The 18081-nt window shown below is 56.6% G+C and carries 14 protein-coding genes; 2 read left to right on the plus strand and 12 right to left on the minus strand.

From position 1 onward, the window contains the following. Nucleotides 1–6 precede the first annotated feature (6 nt). From MY494_RS07635 to MY494_RS07690, 12 genes are all read right to left on the minus strand, one after another. Nucleotides 7–1005 (minus strand): GDP-L-fucose synthase, encoded by a 999-nt coding sequence (locus MY494_RS07635; RefSeq protein ID WP_247909635.1) that lies wholly within the window; start codon nt 1003–1005, stop codon nt 7–9. Continuing rightward, a complete protein-coding gene (gmd, locus tag MY494_RS07640; RefSeq protein ID WP_247909636.1) occupies nt 1005–2177 on the minus strand; it encodes a GDP-mannose 4,6-dehydratase in 1173 nt (390 codons plus the stop codon). The genes MY494_RS07635 and gmd overlap by 1 nt, the downstream gene beginning before the upstream one ends. Continuing rightward, on the minus strand, nt 2174–3436 hold the full coding sequence (locus tag MY494_RS07645) for a hypothetical protein (protein ID WP_247909637.1): 1263 nt from the start codon (nt 3434–3436) through the stop codon (nt 2174–2176). Before MY494_RS07645 ends, gmd begins: the two co-directional genes overlap by 4 nt. Further along, a complete protein-coding gene (locus tag MY494_RS07650) occupies nt 3433–4380 on the minus strand; it encodes a glycosyltransferase 61 family protein (RefSeq protein WP_247909638.1) in 948 nt (315 codons plus the stop codon). The genes MY494_RS07645 and MY494_RS07650 overlap by 4 nt, the downstream gene beginning before the upstream one ends. A gap of 179 nt (nt 4381–4559) precedes the next feature. Then, nucleotides 4560–5483: a hypothetical protein gene (locus MY494_RS07655; RefSeq protein WP_247909639.1), complete on the minus strand. Its 924-nt coding sequence runs from the start codon at nt 5481–5483 to the stop codon at nt 4560–4562. 8 nt (nt 5484–5491) lie between these two features. Then, on the minus strand, nt 5492–7135 hold the full coding sequence (locus MY494_RS07660; RefSeq protein WP_247909640.1) for a hypothetical protein: 1644 nt from the start codon (nt 7133–7135) through the stop codon (nt 5492–5494). A gap of 4 nt (nt 7136–7139) precedes the next feature. After that, complete coding sequence (locus tag MY494_RS07665; protein WP_247909641.1) at nt 7140–8402, minus strand: hypothetical protein; 1263 nt, start codon at nt 8400–8402, stop codon at nt 7140–7142. Then, entirely contained in the window at nt 8399–9805 is a 1407-nt protein-coding gene (locus tag MY494_RS07670; RefSeq protein WP_247909642.1) for a DUF2079 domain-containing protein, read from the minus strand. Before MY494_RS07670 ends, MY494_RS07665 begins: the two co-directional genes overlap by 4 nt. Next, nucleotides 9802–10869 carry a glycosyltransferase family 4 protein gene (locus MY494_RS07675; protein WP_247909643.1) on the minus strand — a complete coding sequence of 356 codons (1068 nt, stop codon included), beginning with the start codon at nt 10867–10869 and terminating at the stop codon, nt 9802–9804. The genes MY494_RS07670 and MY494_RS07675 overlap by 4 nt, the downstream gene beginning before the upstream one ends. Continuing rightward, on the minus strand, nt 10866–12101 hold the full coding sequence (locus tag MY494_RS07680) for a glycosyltransferase (RefSeq protein ID WP_247909644.1): 1236 nt from the start codon (nt 12099–12101) through the stop codon (nt 10866–10868). Before MY494_RS07680 ends, MY494_RS07675 begins: the two co-directional genes overlap by 4 nt. Further along, the gene (locus MY494_RS07685) at nt 12101–13018 is read right to left on the minus strand and encodes a nucleotide-diphospho-sugar transferase (protein ID WP_247909645.1); all 918 of its coding nucleotides are present in this window, start codon (nt 13016–13018) and stop codon (nt 12101–12103) included. Before MY494_RS07685 ends, MY494_RS07680 begins: the two co-directional genes overlap by 1 nt. Continuing rightward, entirely contained in the window at nt 13015–15417 is a 2403-nt protein-coding gene (locus MY494_RS07690) for a glycosyltransferase family 4 protein (RefSeq protein WP_247909646.1), read from the minus strand. The genes MY494_RS07685 and MY494_RS07690 overlap by 4 nt, the downstream gene beginning before the upstream one ends. Nucleotides 15418–15450: 33 nt before the next feature. Between MY494_RS07690 and MY494_RS07695 the strand changes: the two genes are divergently transcribed. Together MY494_RS07695 and MY494_RS07700 are read left to right on the plus strand one after the other, a co-directional pair. Beyond that, nucleotides 15451–17130, plus strand: a complete 1680-nt coding sequence (locus tag MY494_RS07695) for a hypothetical protein (RefSeq protein WP_247909647.1) — start codon at nt 15451–15453, stop codon at nt 17128–17130. Continuing rightward, nucleotides 17120–18076: a glycosyltransferase family 2 protein gene (locus tag MY494_RS07700; protein WP_247909648.1), complete on the plus strand. Its 957-nt coding sequence runs from the start codon at nt 17120–17122 to the stop codon at nt 18074–18076. The genes MY494_RS07695 and MY494_RS07700 overlap by 11 nt, the downstream gene beginning before the upstream one ends. The last annotated feature ends 5 nt before the right edge of the window (nt 18077–18081 follow it).

Genomic DNA, 18081 nt, shown 5'->3' on the forward strand with positions numbered 1-18081 from the left:
GCGGGTTTAAAGGCGAACGAGCTGTTGTTTGAGCTGCTCGCGGAAGAGAGCCACGGTGCTGACCAAGCCTTCTTCCAAGGGGATTCGGGCGGTCCAACCCAACGAGGCTAAGCGGCTCACATCGAGTTGCTTCTTGGGCGTTCCATCGGGCTTCGACGCATCCCAGATGATCTCGCCCGAGAATCCAGTGGCGCGGGCTACCGCCTCCGCCAGCTGGCGGATGGTGAGGTCCAAACCAGTGCCGACGTTGAGGAACGGCAAGGGCTGGCCGGCATCATCCAAGGGGGCCGACGCTGAGCTGGGGTCCCAATGCTCCAATGCGAAAACACAGGCCTCACCCAGGTCGTCCACGTGCAAAAACTCCCGCAGGGGGGAGCCCGTCCCCCAGCAGGTCACCGTGGCATCACCGCGCTCGGCTGCTTCATGAAAACGGCGGATCAACGCCGGCAACACATGGCTATGGGTGGGGTGATAGTTGTCGCCCGGCCCGTAGAGGTTGGTGGGCATCAGGCTGACGGCATCAAAACCATACTGCTGCCGTAGGGCCTGACCAAGCTTGATCCCAGCGATCTTGGCAATCGCGTACCACTCATTGGTGGGCTCAAGAGCCCCCGTCAGCAAAGCCTCCTCGCGAATGGGCTGCTGGGCAAACTTGGGGTAAATGCAGCTGCTGCCCAGAAACAAGAGGCGGCGCACACCGGCTTGCCAGGCCGCTTCGATGACATGGTTCTGAATTTTCAGGTTGGAGAGCAAGAAATCGGCTGGATAGCTGCTGTTGGCCTGAATGCCCCCGACCTTGGCTGCAGCCAACACGACCACGTCCGGGCGTTCAGCCTCGAAGCAAGCTTTCACCGCCGAGGGGTCCTCGAGGTCCAAGGCCGCCCGATCCAACAGCACCTGCTGGCCATAACCAGCGCGCTGCAAAGCGCGGGAGATGGCACCTCCGGCCATGCCGCGATGCCCCGCGATGAAAAAGCGGTCCTCGCTGGAAATCAACGTGCCCATCAGGCCTTCGGTCCCTTGCTCGCGGCAACGGCGGAAGGATTGGTGGGGGGATTTTCCATCGAGCCCACCACTTGATACCCCTGCTGCCGCAGCAGCGCTTCCTTCGCAGCCTCCTCTTTATCCGTTGCCACCATCTCAGCCACCAGTTCTTCCAGGGTGGTGGTGGGGGTCCAGCCAAGCTTCTCCCTTGCCTTGGCGGGATCCCCGAGCAGGGTCTCCACTTCAGCTGGCCTGAAGTAACGCGGGTCAATCCGGACAACAACGGTGCCGGTGTCCGAGCGCCTGCCAACTTCATCGACACCACTGCCTTCCCACTGGATGGCGCCCCAACCCAGCTGCTCAGCCGTGAGCTCAATGAAGCGGCGCACGCTTTCTTGACGGCCTGTGGCGATCACGAAGTCTTCTGGGATCTGCTGCTGAAGCATCCGCCACTGCATCTCGACGTAGTCGCGCGCGTGGCCCCAATCCCGCAGGGAATCGATGTTGCCCATGAACAGACACTGATCCAGGCCCGCATCAATGCGGGCGAGGCCCCTGGTGATCTTCCTGGTGACAAAGGTTTCGCCTCGGCGCGGCGATTCGTGGTTAAAGAGCACGCCATTGCAGGCGTACATGCCATAACTCTCGCGGTAATTAACCGTGATCCAGTAGCCGTACAACTTGGCTACGGCGTAGGGGCTACGGGGGTAGAAGGGCGTGGTTTCCTTCTGGGGAATCTCCTGAACCAGGCCGTACAACTCGCTGGTGCTGGCCTGATAAATCTTGGTGGAATCCGTGAGGCCCAGCATGCGCACCGCCTCAAGAATCCGCAATGTCCCCAAGGCATCGCTGTTGGCGGTGTACTCAGGAGCCTCAAAACTCACCGCCACGTGGCTCTGAGCACCAAGGTTGTAGATCTCGTCGGGCTGCACCTGCTCAATGATGCGGATCAGGTTGGTGCTGTCCGTCAGGTCCCCGTAGTGCAGGACCAAACGAGGGTCAGCCTCGTGCGGGTCTTGATAGAGGTGGTCGATCCGGCTGGTGTTGAAGCTGCTGGCCCGGCGCTTGATGCCGTGAACAACGTAACCCTTCTCAAGGAGCAGTTCGGCCAAATAACTGCCGTCTTGGCCTGTGATCCCGGTGATCAGAGCCTTGCGCCCGGCGCAATCAATCGAGGCGGGATCGAAACTCATGACTCTCTATCCAACGGAGGCAAGACCGCTGGCGAGAAGGCCAGGGCTCCTAAGCCGAAGAACCCAAAGTAAAAGAGCAACCCGTCGGCATAGATCAGAGGCTGGAACAGCCATTGCACTGTCAACACAATCAAGAAGCCAGCACTGATCAGTGCATGTCCACGCGATGCGGGGTCTCTGAGCAGCTGACCGAGCTGCCGTAACGACCGACACAGGAGCGGAACGACGGCGAGCAGGAGCGCGATGGCTGGGATCAGGCCGGCTCTCACCACGAGGTCAAACGGCACGTTGTGAAGAAGGTCACCCGCAGAAGCGTCGAAACCAACCCAAACCTGGCGTTGTTGCTCGAAATACTCAAGGCTCAATCGCTGGCCACCCCAAAGCGTGTCTGGAATGTGCGTCAGGAATGCGAGGAAGCGATCGAGACGCTCGTCGTAGACACGGGCCAAGAGACGGGAGGTGATGTCGCCGCGCCCCCAAAGCAACGAGACAAGCGACAACAGCAGAAAACCGCCAAGGCCTGACAAAGCCAAGAGGCTCAGCTTGAGGGATTGATGCGCGGCCTGACGCTCCGAGGTCGCTACCCAAGCCAGAGGCAGCAACGACAGCAAACCAACCAAAAGCCCAATCCGGCCATGGAAGGCCAACACAGCCAGCAGACCAAGCAGTCCCGCTCCCACCATCAGCTGGGCAAGTCGCGATTGCTCCTTGCGCAAACGCAACCAGAGGCCAGGGAACATCCAAGCCACCGCAAAAGAAGCGTTCTGCTCGACCGAACGCACGTTCATCACCCCTTGCTGCCCCCAGGGCACAGCAATGCTCAAATCCCTGTGCTGACTCCAGATCTCCAGCAATGAACTGGACAAAGCATCCCGACCCAGGAGGAGAACCAGCCAGACGTAAGCCAGCGCTCCAAGGCCATAGGCCAACCAAATCCAGCTGAGTTGACGCGGCGTCCAGCACTGGGCCAAGCGCGCACCCAACCAGACGCCCCCGATGGGCAGCGCGAGCATGGAGATCAGGTCGAGAAGATCACGGCCCTGCAGCGACCACAGGCCGTAGTGGAGGGACGTCCAGGTGTAGCCGACACTGAAGACCGCAAGGGCTAAGAGCGGCCACACCCGACGGGGAGCCACGAGGGGAGCATTACGGGTCTGCCAAAACAGGACCGCATAAAGCAGATACAGCAGTGTGAAGGCCTTCGGCAGGTGTAGACCCACCAAAAATACGAGCAGTAAAGGGGTCCATCGCGAATTCATTGATCACCTCTAGCTTCACGAGACAGTTCCTGACGTAAGGCATCCAGGTCAACAACGAGCTGCCGTTGATAGGGGTGCAGTTGGCGGTCCAAGCGCGCTGAATCCACAGCAGGCTGACAATAAAAAGGTTTGATCAAGCCGAGGTGAAAGCTGTTGTAGACACCACCACCCAACATCCGCAATTCACTGGGATAGCGACAGGAATTCAACGGGCTCAGCTCCAGGAGACGGTAAGGACGATCACGCGAAAGCAAGGCATTCATCACCATCGAACCGTGCTCACACCAGAAGCTGGATGCCTGTCGAATCCAATGCAGAAGCTGTTGCGGCGAATGAGAGATTGGATTCAAGACGGCATAGCCATGGTCTCGAAAGAGGTCTTCAACAGCTTCAAGATTCAGGATTCGCTCCTGACGCTGAGAGCAGAGAAAGATGCGCCCAGGACCGCAAGACTCTGAGAGGTGCTCAGCACTAGGCAAGTGCGTGGCCAGGCAGTTGCGAAGCAGCGATAGGTTCTGCCAGGGACTCAAGCGAGGAAGCACCTTGGCGCGCTGCAAGACCCAGTTGACCTCCAGGAACTGCTGCGGAGTCATCACAGCAAGGGAGTCCTTCGGACAAAGCTCGATCAAAAACTCGGCCCAGCTCTGAGAGGGCGCAATGGCAATCAGTCGGGGTGGATTCGACAGTGCATGCAACTGACGCGCATACCAAAGAAAGGCACCCAATTGATCACCAACCCAATGGCCGAAGTGACTGGTGAGATGGGGGAATACGGCGTAGGAACCCTCAAGCAGTTTGATGGGCTTGTTGAGCTGCTTGCGAATGGTGTGGTATTGAATCCGTCGGTACGGAGCTGCTTGGCCTCTGCTAACGCCCTTTGCAAGAGCCCACGTTTCGATGCACGGATAGTGGGCAATCGATGAGCTCCGGTAGGCGTGACTCACCAGCCGAACATCATCCATATATGAGGGGAGCCCCGACGGATTCGCGAGAATCGATTGCGGATAGGACCCTGTAGACCCTCTTGAGCCATCAAGAACATGGCGATAGCCCAAGAGACCTGTATCAGCTAGGCGCAGCCACAGTTCTCGCACACACTCGCCAGACAAGTCTCTGAGGCTTCTCACCAGTAACAACCTCCGTCCACTGTTTCAGCGAGTGGAGGCGTCTCAGTAGACGATGGACGTACCCAAGCATCATTCATCAGTGGGAGATATTGCGGCATAGCCTCCCAACGACGTCCTCGAATACCAAATAAAAGCTGCAAAGCACCACCAAGATGCACAGCCGGCTTGCCCATCTGCTTAATTGCGGCACCGAGTGGCAACCCATAAGCACCACACCCAATCAATGCTATGTCGAAAGGGACCATGGATACACGCTCGATGAGCTGACTCAGAGCATCATTCCAGGATCGAAAACCTTCTCGATCATGGCCGAGGGTTTGAGGCGGACGTACACAAATCAAATCGAATCGGGGTAGTAGTGATGGAGAATCAGGATGAATATGGTTAAACATTAAATGTTGGCTTTCGATAGTCTCGACGAATGGGTGAACGACCAAGACACGCTTACCACTAAGCGATCGCGACCAAGGCTCTACAGACCACCAAGGCTCTAAAGCAGCTAAATCACAGATCTTGGGATGGCTAGAAAGGCGGCTAACCATTTTGTACTGATAAGGGCTGTCCCAGATGCCCAAGAGATCGACTAGTTGCAGCGATGAATAAAGCCTGTTCGCGACTTCGTCAAGGGACTCTTTACCCAAGGGGAAGATACCTGCATTGCAATGGGCCTGATTGAGAGTCAAGCGCGAATAGGAGGATCCCTTAAATAGATATTCACCCACTAACCTGGACTCAACCGAACCTAAGCGGCCGACCAAATAAGGTTTCCCCTCTGAGATTGATATCTCTATCAGACGGGCTGCCGACTCAGTGGTCAGCTGACCAAGCAAAAGCTTCTTGAAGCGATAACGCCTTAAAGAAGCAGGCAGGTATTGCAGAGTGCGCTTCAATTCATGCTTAAGACGCCATGTGTAAGTCATTCCAGTTCTCAACGAACCATGTGCTCATCGGCCAGGCTTCTATCTACGTCATAAACGACGTTGCCTGCGTCGTCAGCAGTAGCTCGTATGCCACAAAGGACATCATCAGAAGAGATTGCATCGGGAGACTTATAGTTTTTTTGTCCAAGATTCGAGAAAGCCCAGCTGAATGCGTCCCGGGATTGCATACCAGGCTGCCAGCCATTACGGGGCTGCCAACCGGAGTAGCCCGAAACGCTCTTCAAGCCTGGGACATGAAGCAATGCATGCATGGCGAAGACATCAGCATGCCATGGAAATGCTTCCTTCACCACAAGATGGAAGACATCGCAACCTTGCTCAAGCAACTCTGTCCGAAAAGCGTTTTGGTCTTTCTGCCATGCAGCAACATCAAGAGCAAGAACACTTCTAGGTAGAAGCGAAATCCACAACAGTGGAAGAGAGCAAACAAACAGAAAGAGTGGGCCTTGCCTCCAACGTCTTACGAGTGTTTGCTCCAAATCATGAATCAGTCCGGACAGAGGGAACGCCGAAAGGAACCAGAGCACTGATGCAATCCTTCCAGCCGCATTGACGGCTCGAACCGATGGAACCAAAAGCATGGGCCACCACCACAGGGTGATGAAGCCAAATGAGGTGACCGATAGACCCAGAAAAAGCAGAGACTTTGCCAGCAACTGATCTTCCTGAGAGATTTTTCTCCAAAAGACGAGGCTTGCAAAAGACAAAGAAAACAGCAATATGCCTGGAAACAGAAAGGGTTCGCTTCCGGAGGCGTGCGGATGAACAGGTAAACCTAGATGCTGACGACCAGAACCGCTTAACCAAGCCCATATGTTTGGTAGGTTTTTTGTAATTTCATCCGCACCCCGGGCTCCCATTACTAGAGACGTGTTCAGATAAGGAAGGATCAGAACAACATTGAGTACGAGCAAAGCGGCAAGGATTATCCTTTGGAACTTGGTCAAAGAGTGAAACCAAGACAGCCAGAAGCTCTTACGTCTGAAGCGATACAGACCACGCCCTGAAAGGAGATAGGTTGAGACGACAATCAGCAGAGCAAAGACACCTATATACGGCCCAACCAGCCAGTTCAAGAGTAGAAAAATAAAAGCCCAGGTTTTTTGTCTATGTAACAACGCAAATACAAGTGGCGGCAAAAACCAAAGAGTCAATAACTGAAGATGATTAAGCTGCGCGAGAACAACGTGATTAAAAGCAGCTAAAAGGCAAACCGCCGATACAAGCCAGCTTTTGCGATTTAACCTCCAAAGACAGTTTCGAAGGCTGATATAGTTAAAGGTCATGGTTAAGGTGAACCAAAGCAGTAGCGCCTGGTTCGGATGATAACCAAGGAGCCTAAAGAAGCCGTATAAAATGCTGGGTAGGAATAAATGATCACTCCAGCCACGAACACCATCAACGGGAAAATAAAAGGCAGGAGAAGACCAGGCTTGATTCGAGAAAAGATCTGAAGAAGCAAACGGAAGGCTTGCAAGGTTATGCTCAAAAAACCAAAGGTTCAGAAGCGTGTCACCACTATCCCCAGGGAGAAGCTCTCCGAAATCATGAAGATATGGCCACAACGCGACGACCGTTGAAACAGCTCCTATAACAATGATGTGAAAGATCCTCGAGAGTTGCTGCTTCATGAGACTAGGAAAGTAAGATCTGCTTCCAAACACTCAGACCTGCATAGGGGACAGAAGCGAAGATTTGGCTGGATTGATATGTACAGCAGTGAGAGGGAATAACAATTAAAGCAGAAACAGCCAGAATAACTAGTGGCCAGTGATTGGCCATGCCGCACTTTGCGGAATCTGCCAAAGAGATTTGCTGAGCAGGCGCCATCTCATTCTTTGAAATAGCGAGTAATGCGAGCATACCTGCACAGGCCAACATTGCAAACCATCGGCCATAGTCAATCGTGGCCATAAACAAAGGTAGAGCAATCAGAATCTGAGAAAATAAGAAGACTCCGGCTTTCCTGCTTGGCAAAATACGGTGGCTGAGTTGCCTGACAATCAAGACGTAACACGCCCAAGTAATGCACACAGCAAGGAATCCATGGAGGAGCGACCAACCTAACTGGCCTGCGCTCAAATCCCAGGTAAAGAAGCTAGGCTTCGTGAGGGCGAGTTCGGTTATAGAAGAGCCAGGACGTGTATTTACAGGCAGTAACTCAACGGAGCGAAGGCTTGCTTGGAGGCAGTTCACATCCTCTAATCGACCTTTGTTTAAGACTGCAAGCACAAACGCAACCGCACTGGGCATAACGAGAAGAAGGGATTGCAGATAGCCCTTGCGAGACAGCAATCTTGCAAGAAACAGTGCAGGGGTGATCAGGAGTGCAAATGGCTCATGATTGAATACCGCAGCGACCTGCACAACAGCGGCAAGCCCATATAAGAAAGTTTTCCTCCGAGAAGAAGACGCGACATCAAAGTGGTGAACTAGAAAAAGTATTAGTGCAAACAAGCAAAGCTGAAATGCGTCTTTACGAAATAATGACCCTGCATGCGTAAGCATGACAGGCATTGCTGTTGGCGCAGAGAGAATAAGAAGAGAAGGAAGTAAATCTAATTTAGATCTCAAAGACCGATAAAGGATGAAGCCTAGAACGAGTACAGATGCAGCCATCAAAGCCGCAAGAACCGCAACGTATGCGGACTGCTGATCAACTAATCGAGTTAACAACCAACTTGTCTGGCCCAGGAGGCCACGCCTAACAAACCCTGCGCAATAGCGAATCGCAAGCTCAGATCCCCACCATTCAGAGACGCCAACATTGGAGGGATAGGCGAGAATATTTTGAACATACAGGCCAACGTCATAGATCGCTGCTCCAGCTATCGATAGCCAAGCAAGGCCAATCAGTCCAAGACGAGCTATGGGGTGAACTGGCCGCGAAGCAGTCATTTAATTGCACACTCCTGGATTGCAAGATGACCAACGCTTAAAGCATCACATGTCCAACCTGATTTCTTTGCTGCTTGTATCAATAGATCCGTCTTGTGAGGGGATGAGCCAAATCCAGGATCTGTTTGGTTGAGAATCAGCATATCAAACCCTTCCGGAAACAACTGAGCTGCGGGTCTGGCAACAAAGTCAGCCTCACGGCGATTAGCAATATGCGCAGAGAGGCCATTGGATGTTAGTACGCGTTTTTCAGCTGGGATGCTGGATAGACGCTCGTAATATTGCAAAAATGGCAACGGGTTGCGCCAGAAAACAATCCAACCAGAGTTTAAATTCAGATTAACTATGAAATTAATAACTGAAATCAGACCAAAGGCAAAAAGTATTTGCTTCAGTCGAGCAGTGGAGAAGCTCAGAAAGAAGGCAGTATGGGCGGATTCAAGTGCTGCCAGGGCGAAGAACGGAGCAATCATCATTCCATAGTGGTAAAGAATGGAAACCTGATTGGGATTGCCAGAAAGGGCAAGCGGGGTCAAAACAACCAACGAACCAGCAATCCATGCCGTTGAACTCTTATCCAAAAAGATCAGCCATGGAACTATTAATACCAGGAAAAACACGGGAGCCATAGAGAGGCTCGTAGCATGAAATGCCTGAATCAAATGGTGAAAAGCGAGAGGTTGCCGATAAAAACCAAGAACCACGTCAAACAGATGTGCATAGTTGCCAGAATTGTGGTGACCATCTGGGAAGAAGAGTGGATACCAGAAACCTGATAAAAAGAAGGTCCACGCAATGGCAAAGAAAGCCAACAGCGCAGAGAGCTTTCGTTTTCCCTGAAGAAAGCAAGTCAGTGACAAGCCCGCCACAACAAGAACACTCGTCTCCCGGATCGAGAGGATAAAGATTAAAGAAATGATGGTCCAGAGGAGTTTTTCATGACGGACCTGGAGCCAAAAGAAAAACACTGCCAGAGGAAAAAGCGAGTCAGGATGAAAGTCAAACCAACACGCATTCCAAAGAACTGGTTGGAAGAAATAAGCCAATAAAACCAGAGTTTGCACTTTTGGTGGAACTCTTGAAATCTTTGCCAGCCGCAGAAGAACAAGTGACGCTCCTGCCAAGGCCAAGACCTGAATTGTCAGCAAGTAAGCTGGACTACTCCAAAACCGATACAACAAGGAGATGGGAACAAGAACAAACGAGGCATGATCGGCTAGAACAGGCCAACCGGTTAATGACGCTGGTTCCGAGAAATATCCACGACTCAGCATCCATGAGAATTGGGTGAAGATACCCAAATCCCAAGCATTCGAGGCCAAGCTCAGCCAACGCCCTAAAGCGATGACGAGCATCAAGCACGCCGCCAAGGCAATAAGGAGACAATCCAGCCGTTTCGTCATTGCTCGGCCAACAACACCGCGAGTTGAGCGGCTTGCTGCCCTCGGGTAAACCCGGTCTGAGCTCTTAAGTACGCAGCTTCCCCTCGCTCAGCAACCAGGCTCCTTTGCGCAGAGAGTGGAACCAATAAGTCAGCCAATGCGTGTGCTGATGAAGAGACAAGCCAACCCGTCTCACCATCGATGATCAAATCCTGCTGACCGCCTAAAAGCGCACCGATCGAAGCGCGTCCAGCCATTGCGGCCTCCAGATAGGCAATTCCAAAGCCTTCACCAGTGGCTTGACCTGCAGCATCAATAGAAAACCCGCTGGGCATGACAAACACACTGCAACGCCCAAACTCCTCAATCAACTGCTGGTCGCTTAAGCGACCTCGCCAATCAATCTGAACGGCTACACCCAAGCGGAGAGCTTTCTCCTGCAGCCTCGTGCGGTCATTGCCGTCACCGACCACGATCCAGCGGAATTCAGGGTCCAAAACACCTTGCTGCTTGAGCAGATGCAAAGCATCCAGGATCTGGTCATGTCCTTTGTATCGCTCACCCGCATCAAGCCTCGCAACCGTCAATAGGCGAAGGGGCAACCCTGGTGGCTGGATCTGGTCAGGGAACTTCAGATCCGAACACGGATGCACCACGGTGATCGGTGGGCAAGCAGGAAGCCCATCCCGGACCTGCTGGGCCGTAAAAGTGCTGCTTGCAGCCAAAGCCGTGCAGGCGCGTAGATCCCGGCGTGCCGCGGCCAACGCCTGGCCCCACACCTCAATCCCATGCAGCCAGCAATAGAGGGGCCTGGCAGCCAGAGCAGGGAACAGCGCACGGAGCTTCAGCGGCTTGAGCAGCAGCACATGCATGCAGAACACACTCTTGGCCTGGGGAAGCCACCAGAGGAGCTGCAGCAAGAACCAAAACCGACCAAGCCAACGCCCCAGCACTCCAGGCCCGAGGTGACGTGTTGCTAGGAGCCGCGGTTGGAGTCCCAACTGCTGGAGCTGCTCAAAAACCTGCAAGCTCAGCCGCTCGATGCCACCAGGTCGACGAACGTCGTAGGTCACCAGCAAGATCACCGGCTCAACACCTCGGCATAGAGATCCATGTGGGTTCGGGCCACTGCGTCAGAACGCCACCGGTCGAGATTCTCAGAGAGCACCGGTTGGTCCTGAGGGCGCTGCAAGGCCCAACGGATTCCTTGAGCCAACGCTTCTGGGTCGAAGGGCTCAGCCAGCCAGCCACTTTGCTGATGGGCGATGACGTCCGCCATCCCTCCCTGGTCAAAGGCCACAACAGGTGTGCCACAGGCAATCGCTTCAGTGGCGGATTGGGGCAGGTTGTCCATCCGAGAGGGGACCAAAACGACATCCGCCGCGGCATAGGCCAAGGCGAGGCTGACGTCGTCATGGAGACGACCGCTGTAGAGAACCGGAATTGGCCAATCCTGGGGCTGCCTGGGCTGGGATTGCCCAAGGATCACTGCCATCAGCTGATCGGAGTTTTGGAGGACCAAGCGTCGAAGCGCCGCCTGCAGCAAATCAGCCCCCTTACGGGGATCCGTTGCATCGATCGCTCCGAACAAAATCAGGCGCTTGTCTTGAGGCCAACCGAGGGCAGCTCGCGCTTGTGCAGATTCATTGGGTCGAAAAACCTCGGGAATGGCGTTGGGCAGGACCTGGCAAGGCACCCCACGCAACAACGCAGAACGCGAAGCCTGCTCAGCCATCCAGCGGGACGGAGCGATCAACTGCAGCCGAGGCAACAACGATCGCCAGGCCTTGCCTTTGCGCAGCCAAGTCCATCGATCCAGATCCAGCCCGCGATCCAGCTCCGAGCGATTGCCGCGGCTGTAGCCCAAAGCAAAGCGCTGATCCTGCGCATCAAGGGGATAGTGCTCACTGCCGCAAAACGGCCAGGTGTCATGAAGGGTCCAAACCACCGGCCCGCGCAGACGACCAATGGCCTCCACCGACAGGAATTCATCTTGGAGCCAGTGCAAATGCAGCAGATCGGCCCCTTTGGCATTGAGCTCACGGTCGAGCCCTGAGGGCAGAGCCGCCACCGAATGGGTGACCGGGTTAGCGCTGCGCTGCGGTTTGCTGAGCCACCAACTGGCGGTACTTCGCAAAAACGCCATGGCCTGACGAGGCTTAGAGCGGGGAGCTTGCACCCAGGCGTCACCGCTGCTGGCGTGGGCCACGCGCATGGAGCTGTCGATGCCCTGATCCCGTAGGGCGCGATGCAAGCGGAAGGCTGCCCGTGCAGCGCCTTGTCCGCCGTCGTAAGTAGAGACCTGAACAACGCGCATCAGGACCTCCAGCCCAGCAAGCGCAGCGCTTTTCTGCCCTTGCGCAACCAGTTAGCTCGGCGGCTGTGCTGGAAGAGTCGCCGAAACGTGTCTTGGTCGCGGAGACGATCAGCTTGCATCACCGTTGGATGGCGCAAGGGGAAGCTGAGCGATCCAGGCGTCCCAAGAGGAGAGCGCTCATCGAGGGTGTGGGTGGCATCCACGCCAAAACCAATGTTCTCAACGAGCTCGACCGCAGGGATCACGGTCAAGAACCCCTGCTGCCAGCAGCTGAACTGCCAGACCATGTCCCAAGTGTCGATCTGCCCAGCCGCGAGCTGATCCAACCATTGACCCCAACGCCGCGCCAAGGGCTCTCCCCCCAGTTGCTCCAGCCATTGACCATCGCGAAAGGCCGGCCAACCGTTTAGGTCAGGGTCGTTGCAACGCCAAGCCCGACGCCAGCTGGCCCAACCCCAGCAATGGCTGTAGATCGAGAACCGATAACTGCTGCCATCGCTGGGGGGCAGGCGCTGATGGTTGTTGGCCGCAATCACGCCAACGCGCTCGTCATGGCGGTAACGCTCGAGCAACTCCTGACAGAAGGGGAAAAAGCTCGGGTCGGCAACGATGTCGTCCTCCAGAACAATCCCCTCCTCCTCCTGCTCAAAAAACCAATCCAGCGCTGCGGTGACCCCAGCCCGGCAGCCCAGGTTGGTGGGCTGAAACAAGGTCCGCAGTTGGCAGGGCCAATCCAGCTGAGACACCAACGCGCGAACGGCATCGCAGCGCCGGACTTCATCCGGCCGCTCAAGTCTTGGACCATCGCAAGCCACGTAGAGCTTTGGGGGCCTGATCTCAGCCAAAGACCGCAACACCTGGGCTGTGCTCTCAGGGCGATTGAACACAATCAAGAGAACGGGAGTGCTGAAACTCATGGCGCTAACCAGCAGTAACCCGCCCAGTAGCCCAGGCTGATGCAGCTACAGGCCGCCAGCCAAGGTTTCAACCAACGGCTACGGAGTTGCAGCAAGCCCAAGAGGGCCAGGCTCGCCAAATCAATCCACACCCGGGTGTAATCCGGGAAACGGGCCAGGATTTGGGTACTCGTGCACAGCGCCGGAAGGAGATAGACCGCGGAGGTGAGCCGCAACCAACGGGAGGCCCGAGTGCTCAGGGCAACCGCGGCAAGCACCAGCAATGTGGCGACCCAAAGGCCGAAGCTCGCGGCATCAAAAAGGCGCTCGAGAAGCGACGGTTCATGCCCCGGCAAGGTGTAAAAGCCCAGCAACTGCCCCAATTTCTGCAGCAAGCCAACCCCAGGCCAGCCGAAATGAACCGAGGCCAGCAAACCGTCTCGAGTTTGGGCAAAGCGGGTGTTCAAGACCTGGGTCCACAGCAACAACGGCAGTGGTACGCAGGCCAACGGTAGAAGCCAGGTCCAACGGCGCTGCCATAGGGCGGTCAAGCTCGTTGAGGCCCAAGCCAACAGGGATGTCTCTCGACTGAGCAACGCAGCGGCAAGCGCGAACACGGTCCATCCCCTTCGCTGGGCAGACCACATGACCGCCACAGCCAACAATCCAACCGTTGCCAAGAGATCCGCGGTGTCCAGGCTGAGGGTGATCCAGTAACCCGGCAGCAGCAGCGCTGCGAAACCCCATTGGGGCGTGCGTTGATGCTGCTGCGCCCAAAGGGCTATCAGCGCCGCTGCACTCCCAATCGCCAGAACATTGAGGCCGGCCAAGGACCAAGCGATCAACCCCGGCTGGCCCAAACCCAAGACCCAAGCAAGCAGGGGATAAAGCAACCGCTTGCCGCGATAGATCGGGTTATCGAGGGCCTGACTCGTTCCCGGGTCCGCTTGCCAGGGATCCAGGGCCAAGGCGAGGTACTGCTGCCCGTCATTACCCCGCTTGCCGGCCAAGACAACCAATTCCTGCTGCGCGACCCGCGGAGAGAGGGGGAATTGGTCCCCCACCCTGGCCAAACCGGTCGGGTTGCCGTTGTACTTGCCAAAGACCACCAGCAGCATCACGGTCAACGCCGCCAAGGTCGACAGCAGACCAACGCCAAGAGGGGTGATGGCCCGGCTACTCCCTTGCACCAGGTGTTTCACTCCGGACTTGAGCACGGGCCAACTGGGCCAAAGCGGAAAGGCCAAGGGCAGGCCCCAAAGCTCTCTGAGCCAACGTCCTTCATGCCACCAGGGCGTCGATGGCGGTGTTGGGACGACCTGCAGATCAGCTTTGAGTTCAGCGGCCAACTGGGTCCAGAGACTGGTCAATTGCCCCGAGCCATAGGCGAGCTGCATGTGACTCCGGCCCGCCTGACCGAGAGACGCCCGGCGCGCCGGGTCTTGAAGCAGGGCGATGCAGTGCTGGGCAAACTCTGCATCACTTCCCGCGAGCAAACCAGTGGTGCCATCCAGCACGGTTTGAACGAGGGCATGGCGCCGGGGACCCACCACGGGGATCCCGCAGGCGCTGAATTCGGCGGCACTCAAACAGAACGTTTCATCCCGACCCGAGGGATTCACCGCTCCAACCGCAACATCCGCAAAAGCGGCGTAACGCTCCAAACCAAGGCTGCCTTCAAAGACGACCCGATCGCCGTAACCACCCCGGTCCAAGAGATCCCGGCAGTAGCGCTCATAGGGGGTCAGCGCAGATGCTCCGCCTCCGGCATAGAGATCAGCACCACCGAAAACCCGCAAACGCGCCTCTGGACAGGAACGGGCGATCTCAGGCCAGATCCGTGCGAGGCGATCAAAGGCTTTGAAGGGCGTGATCGCACCGACATACGCAAGATCCGTTGGCGTTGGACCTAGCTGAGCGGCAGCTGGAACCAGGACTGGGTTGGGAATGACGCAGGCCCGCTGAACCAAGCGGCTGTGACGGAAGGCGTCCAGCTGCGCGCCACTGACCAGGACCCAGCGCTTCAGGGAAGTGAGTCCCTCAAAGAAGCCCTGTTGATCGCAACCCAGGTTGTGGCACCAGGCCACAAGCGGCAGGGTGTTTTGCAATAACGCCTGCTGATCAACCGGCGACACGCAACCGGGGCGAAACACCAAGGCGACAGCCCCCAGAGTCCTGGCCGTCATGAGCGCGTCCGCCAACCCAGCGACCTGATGGCTGGTTTGCTCCAAACCAGCGACGGGCTGCGGAGCGGTCAGCAACAGGAGGGGCGTGCAGGCGTCGGGATCCGCAGCCAAAAGTGCGATCGACGCCAAAAAGGCGAATTCCGTGCCGCCAATGCCAGGGTTCCCAAGGCGGGGATCCTCCAGCGGACCCTTGGCGGCAAAACCTCGGTTGTCGAGAAAGAACGCGAGGCGCATCGCCCCAGAATGCCAGGAGATTTTTGAGGGGCGATGGGGCGACGGGCACTGTTGCTGGCGGCAGTGGGCCTGGCGCTTGTCAGCTGGCTGCCCCTGGGGATCGCCGGGGTTCCCCTGGATACGCCCGATGGCTTCCTGCATCTGGGCTGGGCTGTGGCTTGGGCCAAAGCCGTCCAAGGTGGCTGGCTCTGGCCGACGTGGAGTGATCTGCCCTGGGCCGGGGCGGGCAGTCATGCCCTCTTGATCTACCCGCCCCTATTCAGGCTTTTGGTTGGCTTGCCGTTGGTTGCCGGCGTCCCGCCAGACCATGCCCTCGCCAGTGGCTTGCTGGTGGTGACGCTGGTCAACGCGGTGGGAGCCGCAGTGCTCGCCAAACACTGGTTGCGCCAAGAGAGATGGCGCTGGGCCCTGCTGTGGGGGGCAGTCCTGAACCCCTACTTCCTGGTGAACCTCTATGTCCGGGGCGCCTGGCCCGAAGCCTTGGCGCAAGGATTGCTGTGGTGGCTCACCCTGGGCCTGCTGGGGCTGAAGCAAGAGAAGCGCTGGGGGATCGCTCTCAGCAGCACAGCCTTGGCTGGGGTGATCTTGAGCAACTGGAACGCCAGCCTGCTCACGGCTCTGATCTGGCTGATGGCCGCTGGAGTGGTCTTGCGGGGATCGCGGCAATGGCGCAATTGGCTCTGGATTGGACTCCTGGCGCTGACCGTGACCTCACCGTTCTGGCTGCCAGCCCTCTTGGCCTTGCCAACCGTCAGGCCTCCGATTCCAGAGGGCCTACTGCCCGGAGAGTTCTTTGGTTCAGGCCAGGCCGGTCAGTTCAGCTTCGGGCGCTTGATTTGGATTCAAGCCGTGGTGATCAGCTCGATCCTCATCATCAGGTGGCTGGGGTGGGGCCGCTCCGTTGATCCCATTGGGCGCTGGGGATTGGTTCTCGCCGCAAGCGGTATGGTCCTGATGCTCCCTGTGAGTGCGCCTGTTTATGAACTCGTGAGTCCGCTCCAGCGGATTCAATTCCCGTGGCGCTGGCTCAGTCCAACCTGGATGGGCGCCTTGCTCTGGTGGGCCTCGGTAGGAGTTCAACCCAACGCGAGACTGAGCCCTTCGACTTGGAGACGCGTGGCCTTGCTACTGACTGCGCTGGCTGCAGTCGGCGCATGGTTCGACTCGCTCTGGAGGTTTCGCACCAACCTCGTCGGACACGCACCAAGCCGTAAGGAGATCCAAGCGAATCGGACGCTGCTGGCCTGTGACCCTCTGGTTCCTTGTCCAATAGGGGTGGCGGCACTGCCAAGCACTGGAGAGCTCAGCAAACGATTTACAGCGACACGCGATGGGCGAATCGCCCTCTCTGGCGTCCCGGACTACAGCCCCGCCACGATTCCGGAGAGCTCGTGGAATAAACGGCTGGCCATTTTTTGGCTACCAAACTGGCCCCAGAGGGACTGGTCGGCTTTCTCGGGTGCAGGCACGGTCGAGGTGACGTTCAAGTCACCAACGGAACGGCGGTTACTGGTGGACGCAAAGAGCCCGGGGAACTTGAGACTGATGCAGTGGGCTGACCCGCGCTGGACAGTGCTGGTCAGACCGTCTGATGCGTCCGAGGAATGGAATCAACAACCGTTTGAACTGACGAGAGCTCCAGACGGATGGACGATGATTCCACTTCAAGCAGGAACTTGGGAGGTTGCGCTGCGCTATGGCAATGGAGGCTGAACAACGCGGGAAACAGCCACTGCTCAGCGCGGTCATCCCCTTCCTCAACGAAGAGCAGTGCATTCCTGCACTCATTGCGGAGCTCGATGACAGCCTGACCCAGATAGGGATTGGCTTCGAGCTCGTGCTCGTCGACGACGGAAGCCGAGATCAGTCCGTTGCAGTGGCCAAAGAAGAGCTAAGGAAGCGGCCTCAGATCACGGCAACAATCATCAGCCTCTCGCGGAATTTCGGCAAAGAAGCAGCACTAACAGCTGGCTTGGAAGCCGCCAATGGTGATGTTGTCGTTCCCCTCGATGCAGACCTGCAAGATCCGCCCTCGGTCATCGAAGGAATGCTGGCCCGCTGGCGGGAGGGCTACGACGTTGTCTATGCCGTGAGACGGCAGCGCGCTGGAGAAAGCAAGACAAAGCGTTTCACCGCCTATGGCTTCTATCGGCTCATGGGTCGTTTGAGCAAAACAGGAATACCAGCCGATACAGGGGACTTCAGACTGATGGATCGCTGTGTTGTTGATGCACTACTCAAGCTGCCCGAACGCAGCCGCTTTATGAAGGGACTCTTCGCTTGGGTTGGCTTTCGACAAACCGCGATTTATTACGACCGAGATCCACGAAAACTCGGTCAAACCAACTGGAACTATTGGAAGCTCTGGAACTTTGCAATTGACGGAGTCACCTCCTTCAGTCGGATGCCATTGCAGGTTTGGAGCTATGCAGGCCTCGCCATTGCACTGCTTGCCTTGGGTTACGGAGGATGGATGGTTCTACGGACACTGCTATTCGGGATTGACTTGCCCGGCTACGCTTCCCTGATGACAGCAGTGCTATTTATGGGAGGGGTTCAATTAATCGGAATGGGTGTTCTTGGAGAATACCTTGGGAGAATCTTTGAAGAAGTAAAAGCCAGACCCCTATATCTGATTAGGGAAGAATGGAAGCAATAGTACCG

Source organism: Synechococcus sp. A10-1-5-1 (assembly GCF_023115425.1).
Classification (GTDB): Bacteria; Cyanobacteriota; Cyanobacteriia; order PCC-6307; family Cyanobiaceae; genus Vulcanococcus.

What these genes read in the sequence shown, in the direction of transcription:
- MY494_RS07700 (WP_247909648.1), top strand. Translation starts at nt 17,120, where the DNA reads ATGGAGGCTGAACAACGCGGGAAACAGCCACTGCTCAGCGCGGTCATC.
- MY494_RS07695 (WP_247909647.1), top strand. Translation starts at nt 15,451, where the DNA reads ATGGGGCGACGGGCACTGTTGCTGGCGGCAGTGGGCCTGGCGCTTGTC.
- MY494_RS07690 (WP_247909646.1), bottom strand. Translation starts at nt 15,417, where the DNA reads ATGCGCCTCGCGTTCTTTCTCGACAACCGAGGTTTTGCCGCCAAGGGT.
- MY494_RS07660 (WP_247909640.1), bottom strand. Translation starts at nt 7,135, where the DNA reads ATGAAGCAGCAACTCTCGAGGATCTTTCACATCATTGTTATAGGAGCT.
- MY494_RS07645 (WP_247909637.1), bottom strand. Translation starts at nt 3,436, where the DNA reads ATGAATTCGCGATGGACCCCTTTACTGCTCGTATTTTTGGTGGGTCTA.
- MY494_RS07655 (WP_247909639.1), bottom strand. Translation starts at nt 5,483, where the DNA reads ATGACTTACACATGGCGTCTTAAGCATGAATTGAAGCGCACTCTGCAA.
- MY494_RS07635 (WP_247909635.1), bottom strand. Translation starts at nt 1,005, where the DNA reads ATGGGCACGTTGATTTCCAGCGAGGACCGCTTTTTCATCGCGGGGCAT.
- gmd (WP_247909636.1), bottom strand. Translation starts at nt 2,177, where the DNA reads ATGAGTTTCGATCCCGCCTCGATTGATTGCGCCGGGCGCAAGGCTCTG.
- MY494_RS07685 (WP_247909645.1), bottom strand. Translation starts at nt 13,018, where the DNA reads ATGAGTTTCAGCACTCCCGTTCTCTTGATTGTGTTCAATCGCCCTGAG.
- MY494_RS07680 (WP_247909644.1), bottom strand. Translation starts at nt 12,101, where the DNA reads ATGCGCGTTGTTCAGGTCTCTACTTACGACGGCGGACAAGGCGCTGCA.
- MY494_RS07665 (WP_247909641.1), bottom strand. Translation starts at nt 8,402, where the DNA reads ATGACTGCTTCGCGGCCAGTTCACCCCATAGCTCGTCTTGGACTGATT.
- MY494_RS07670 (WP_247909642.1), bottom strand. Translation starts at nt 9,805, where the DNA reads ATGACGAAACGGCTGGATTGTCTCCTTATTGCCTTGGCGGCGTGCTTG.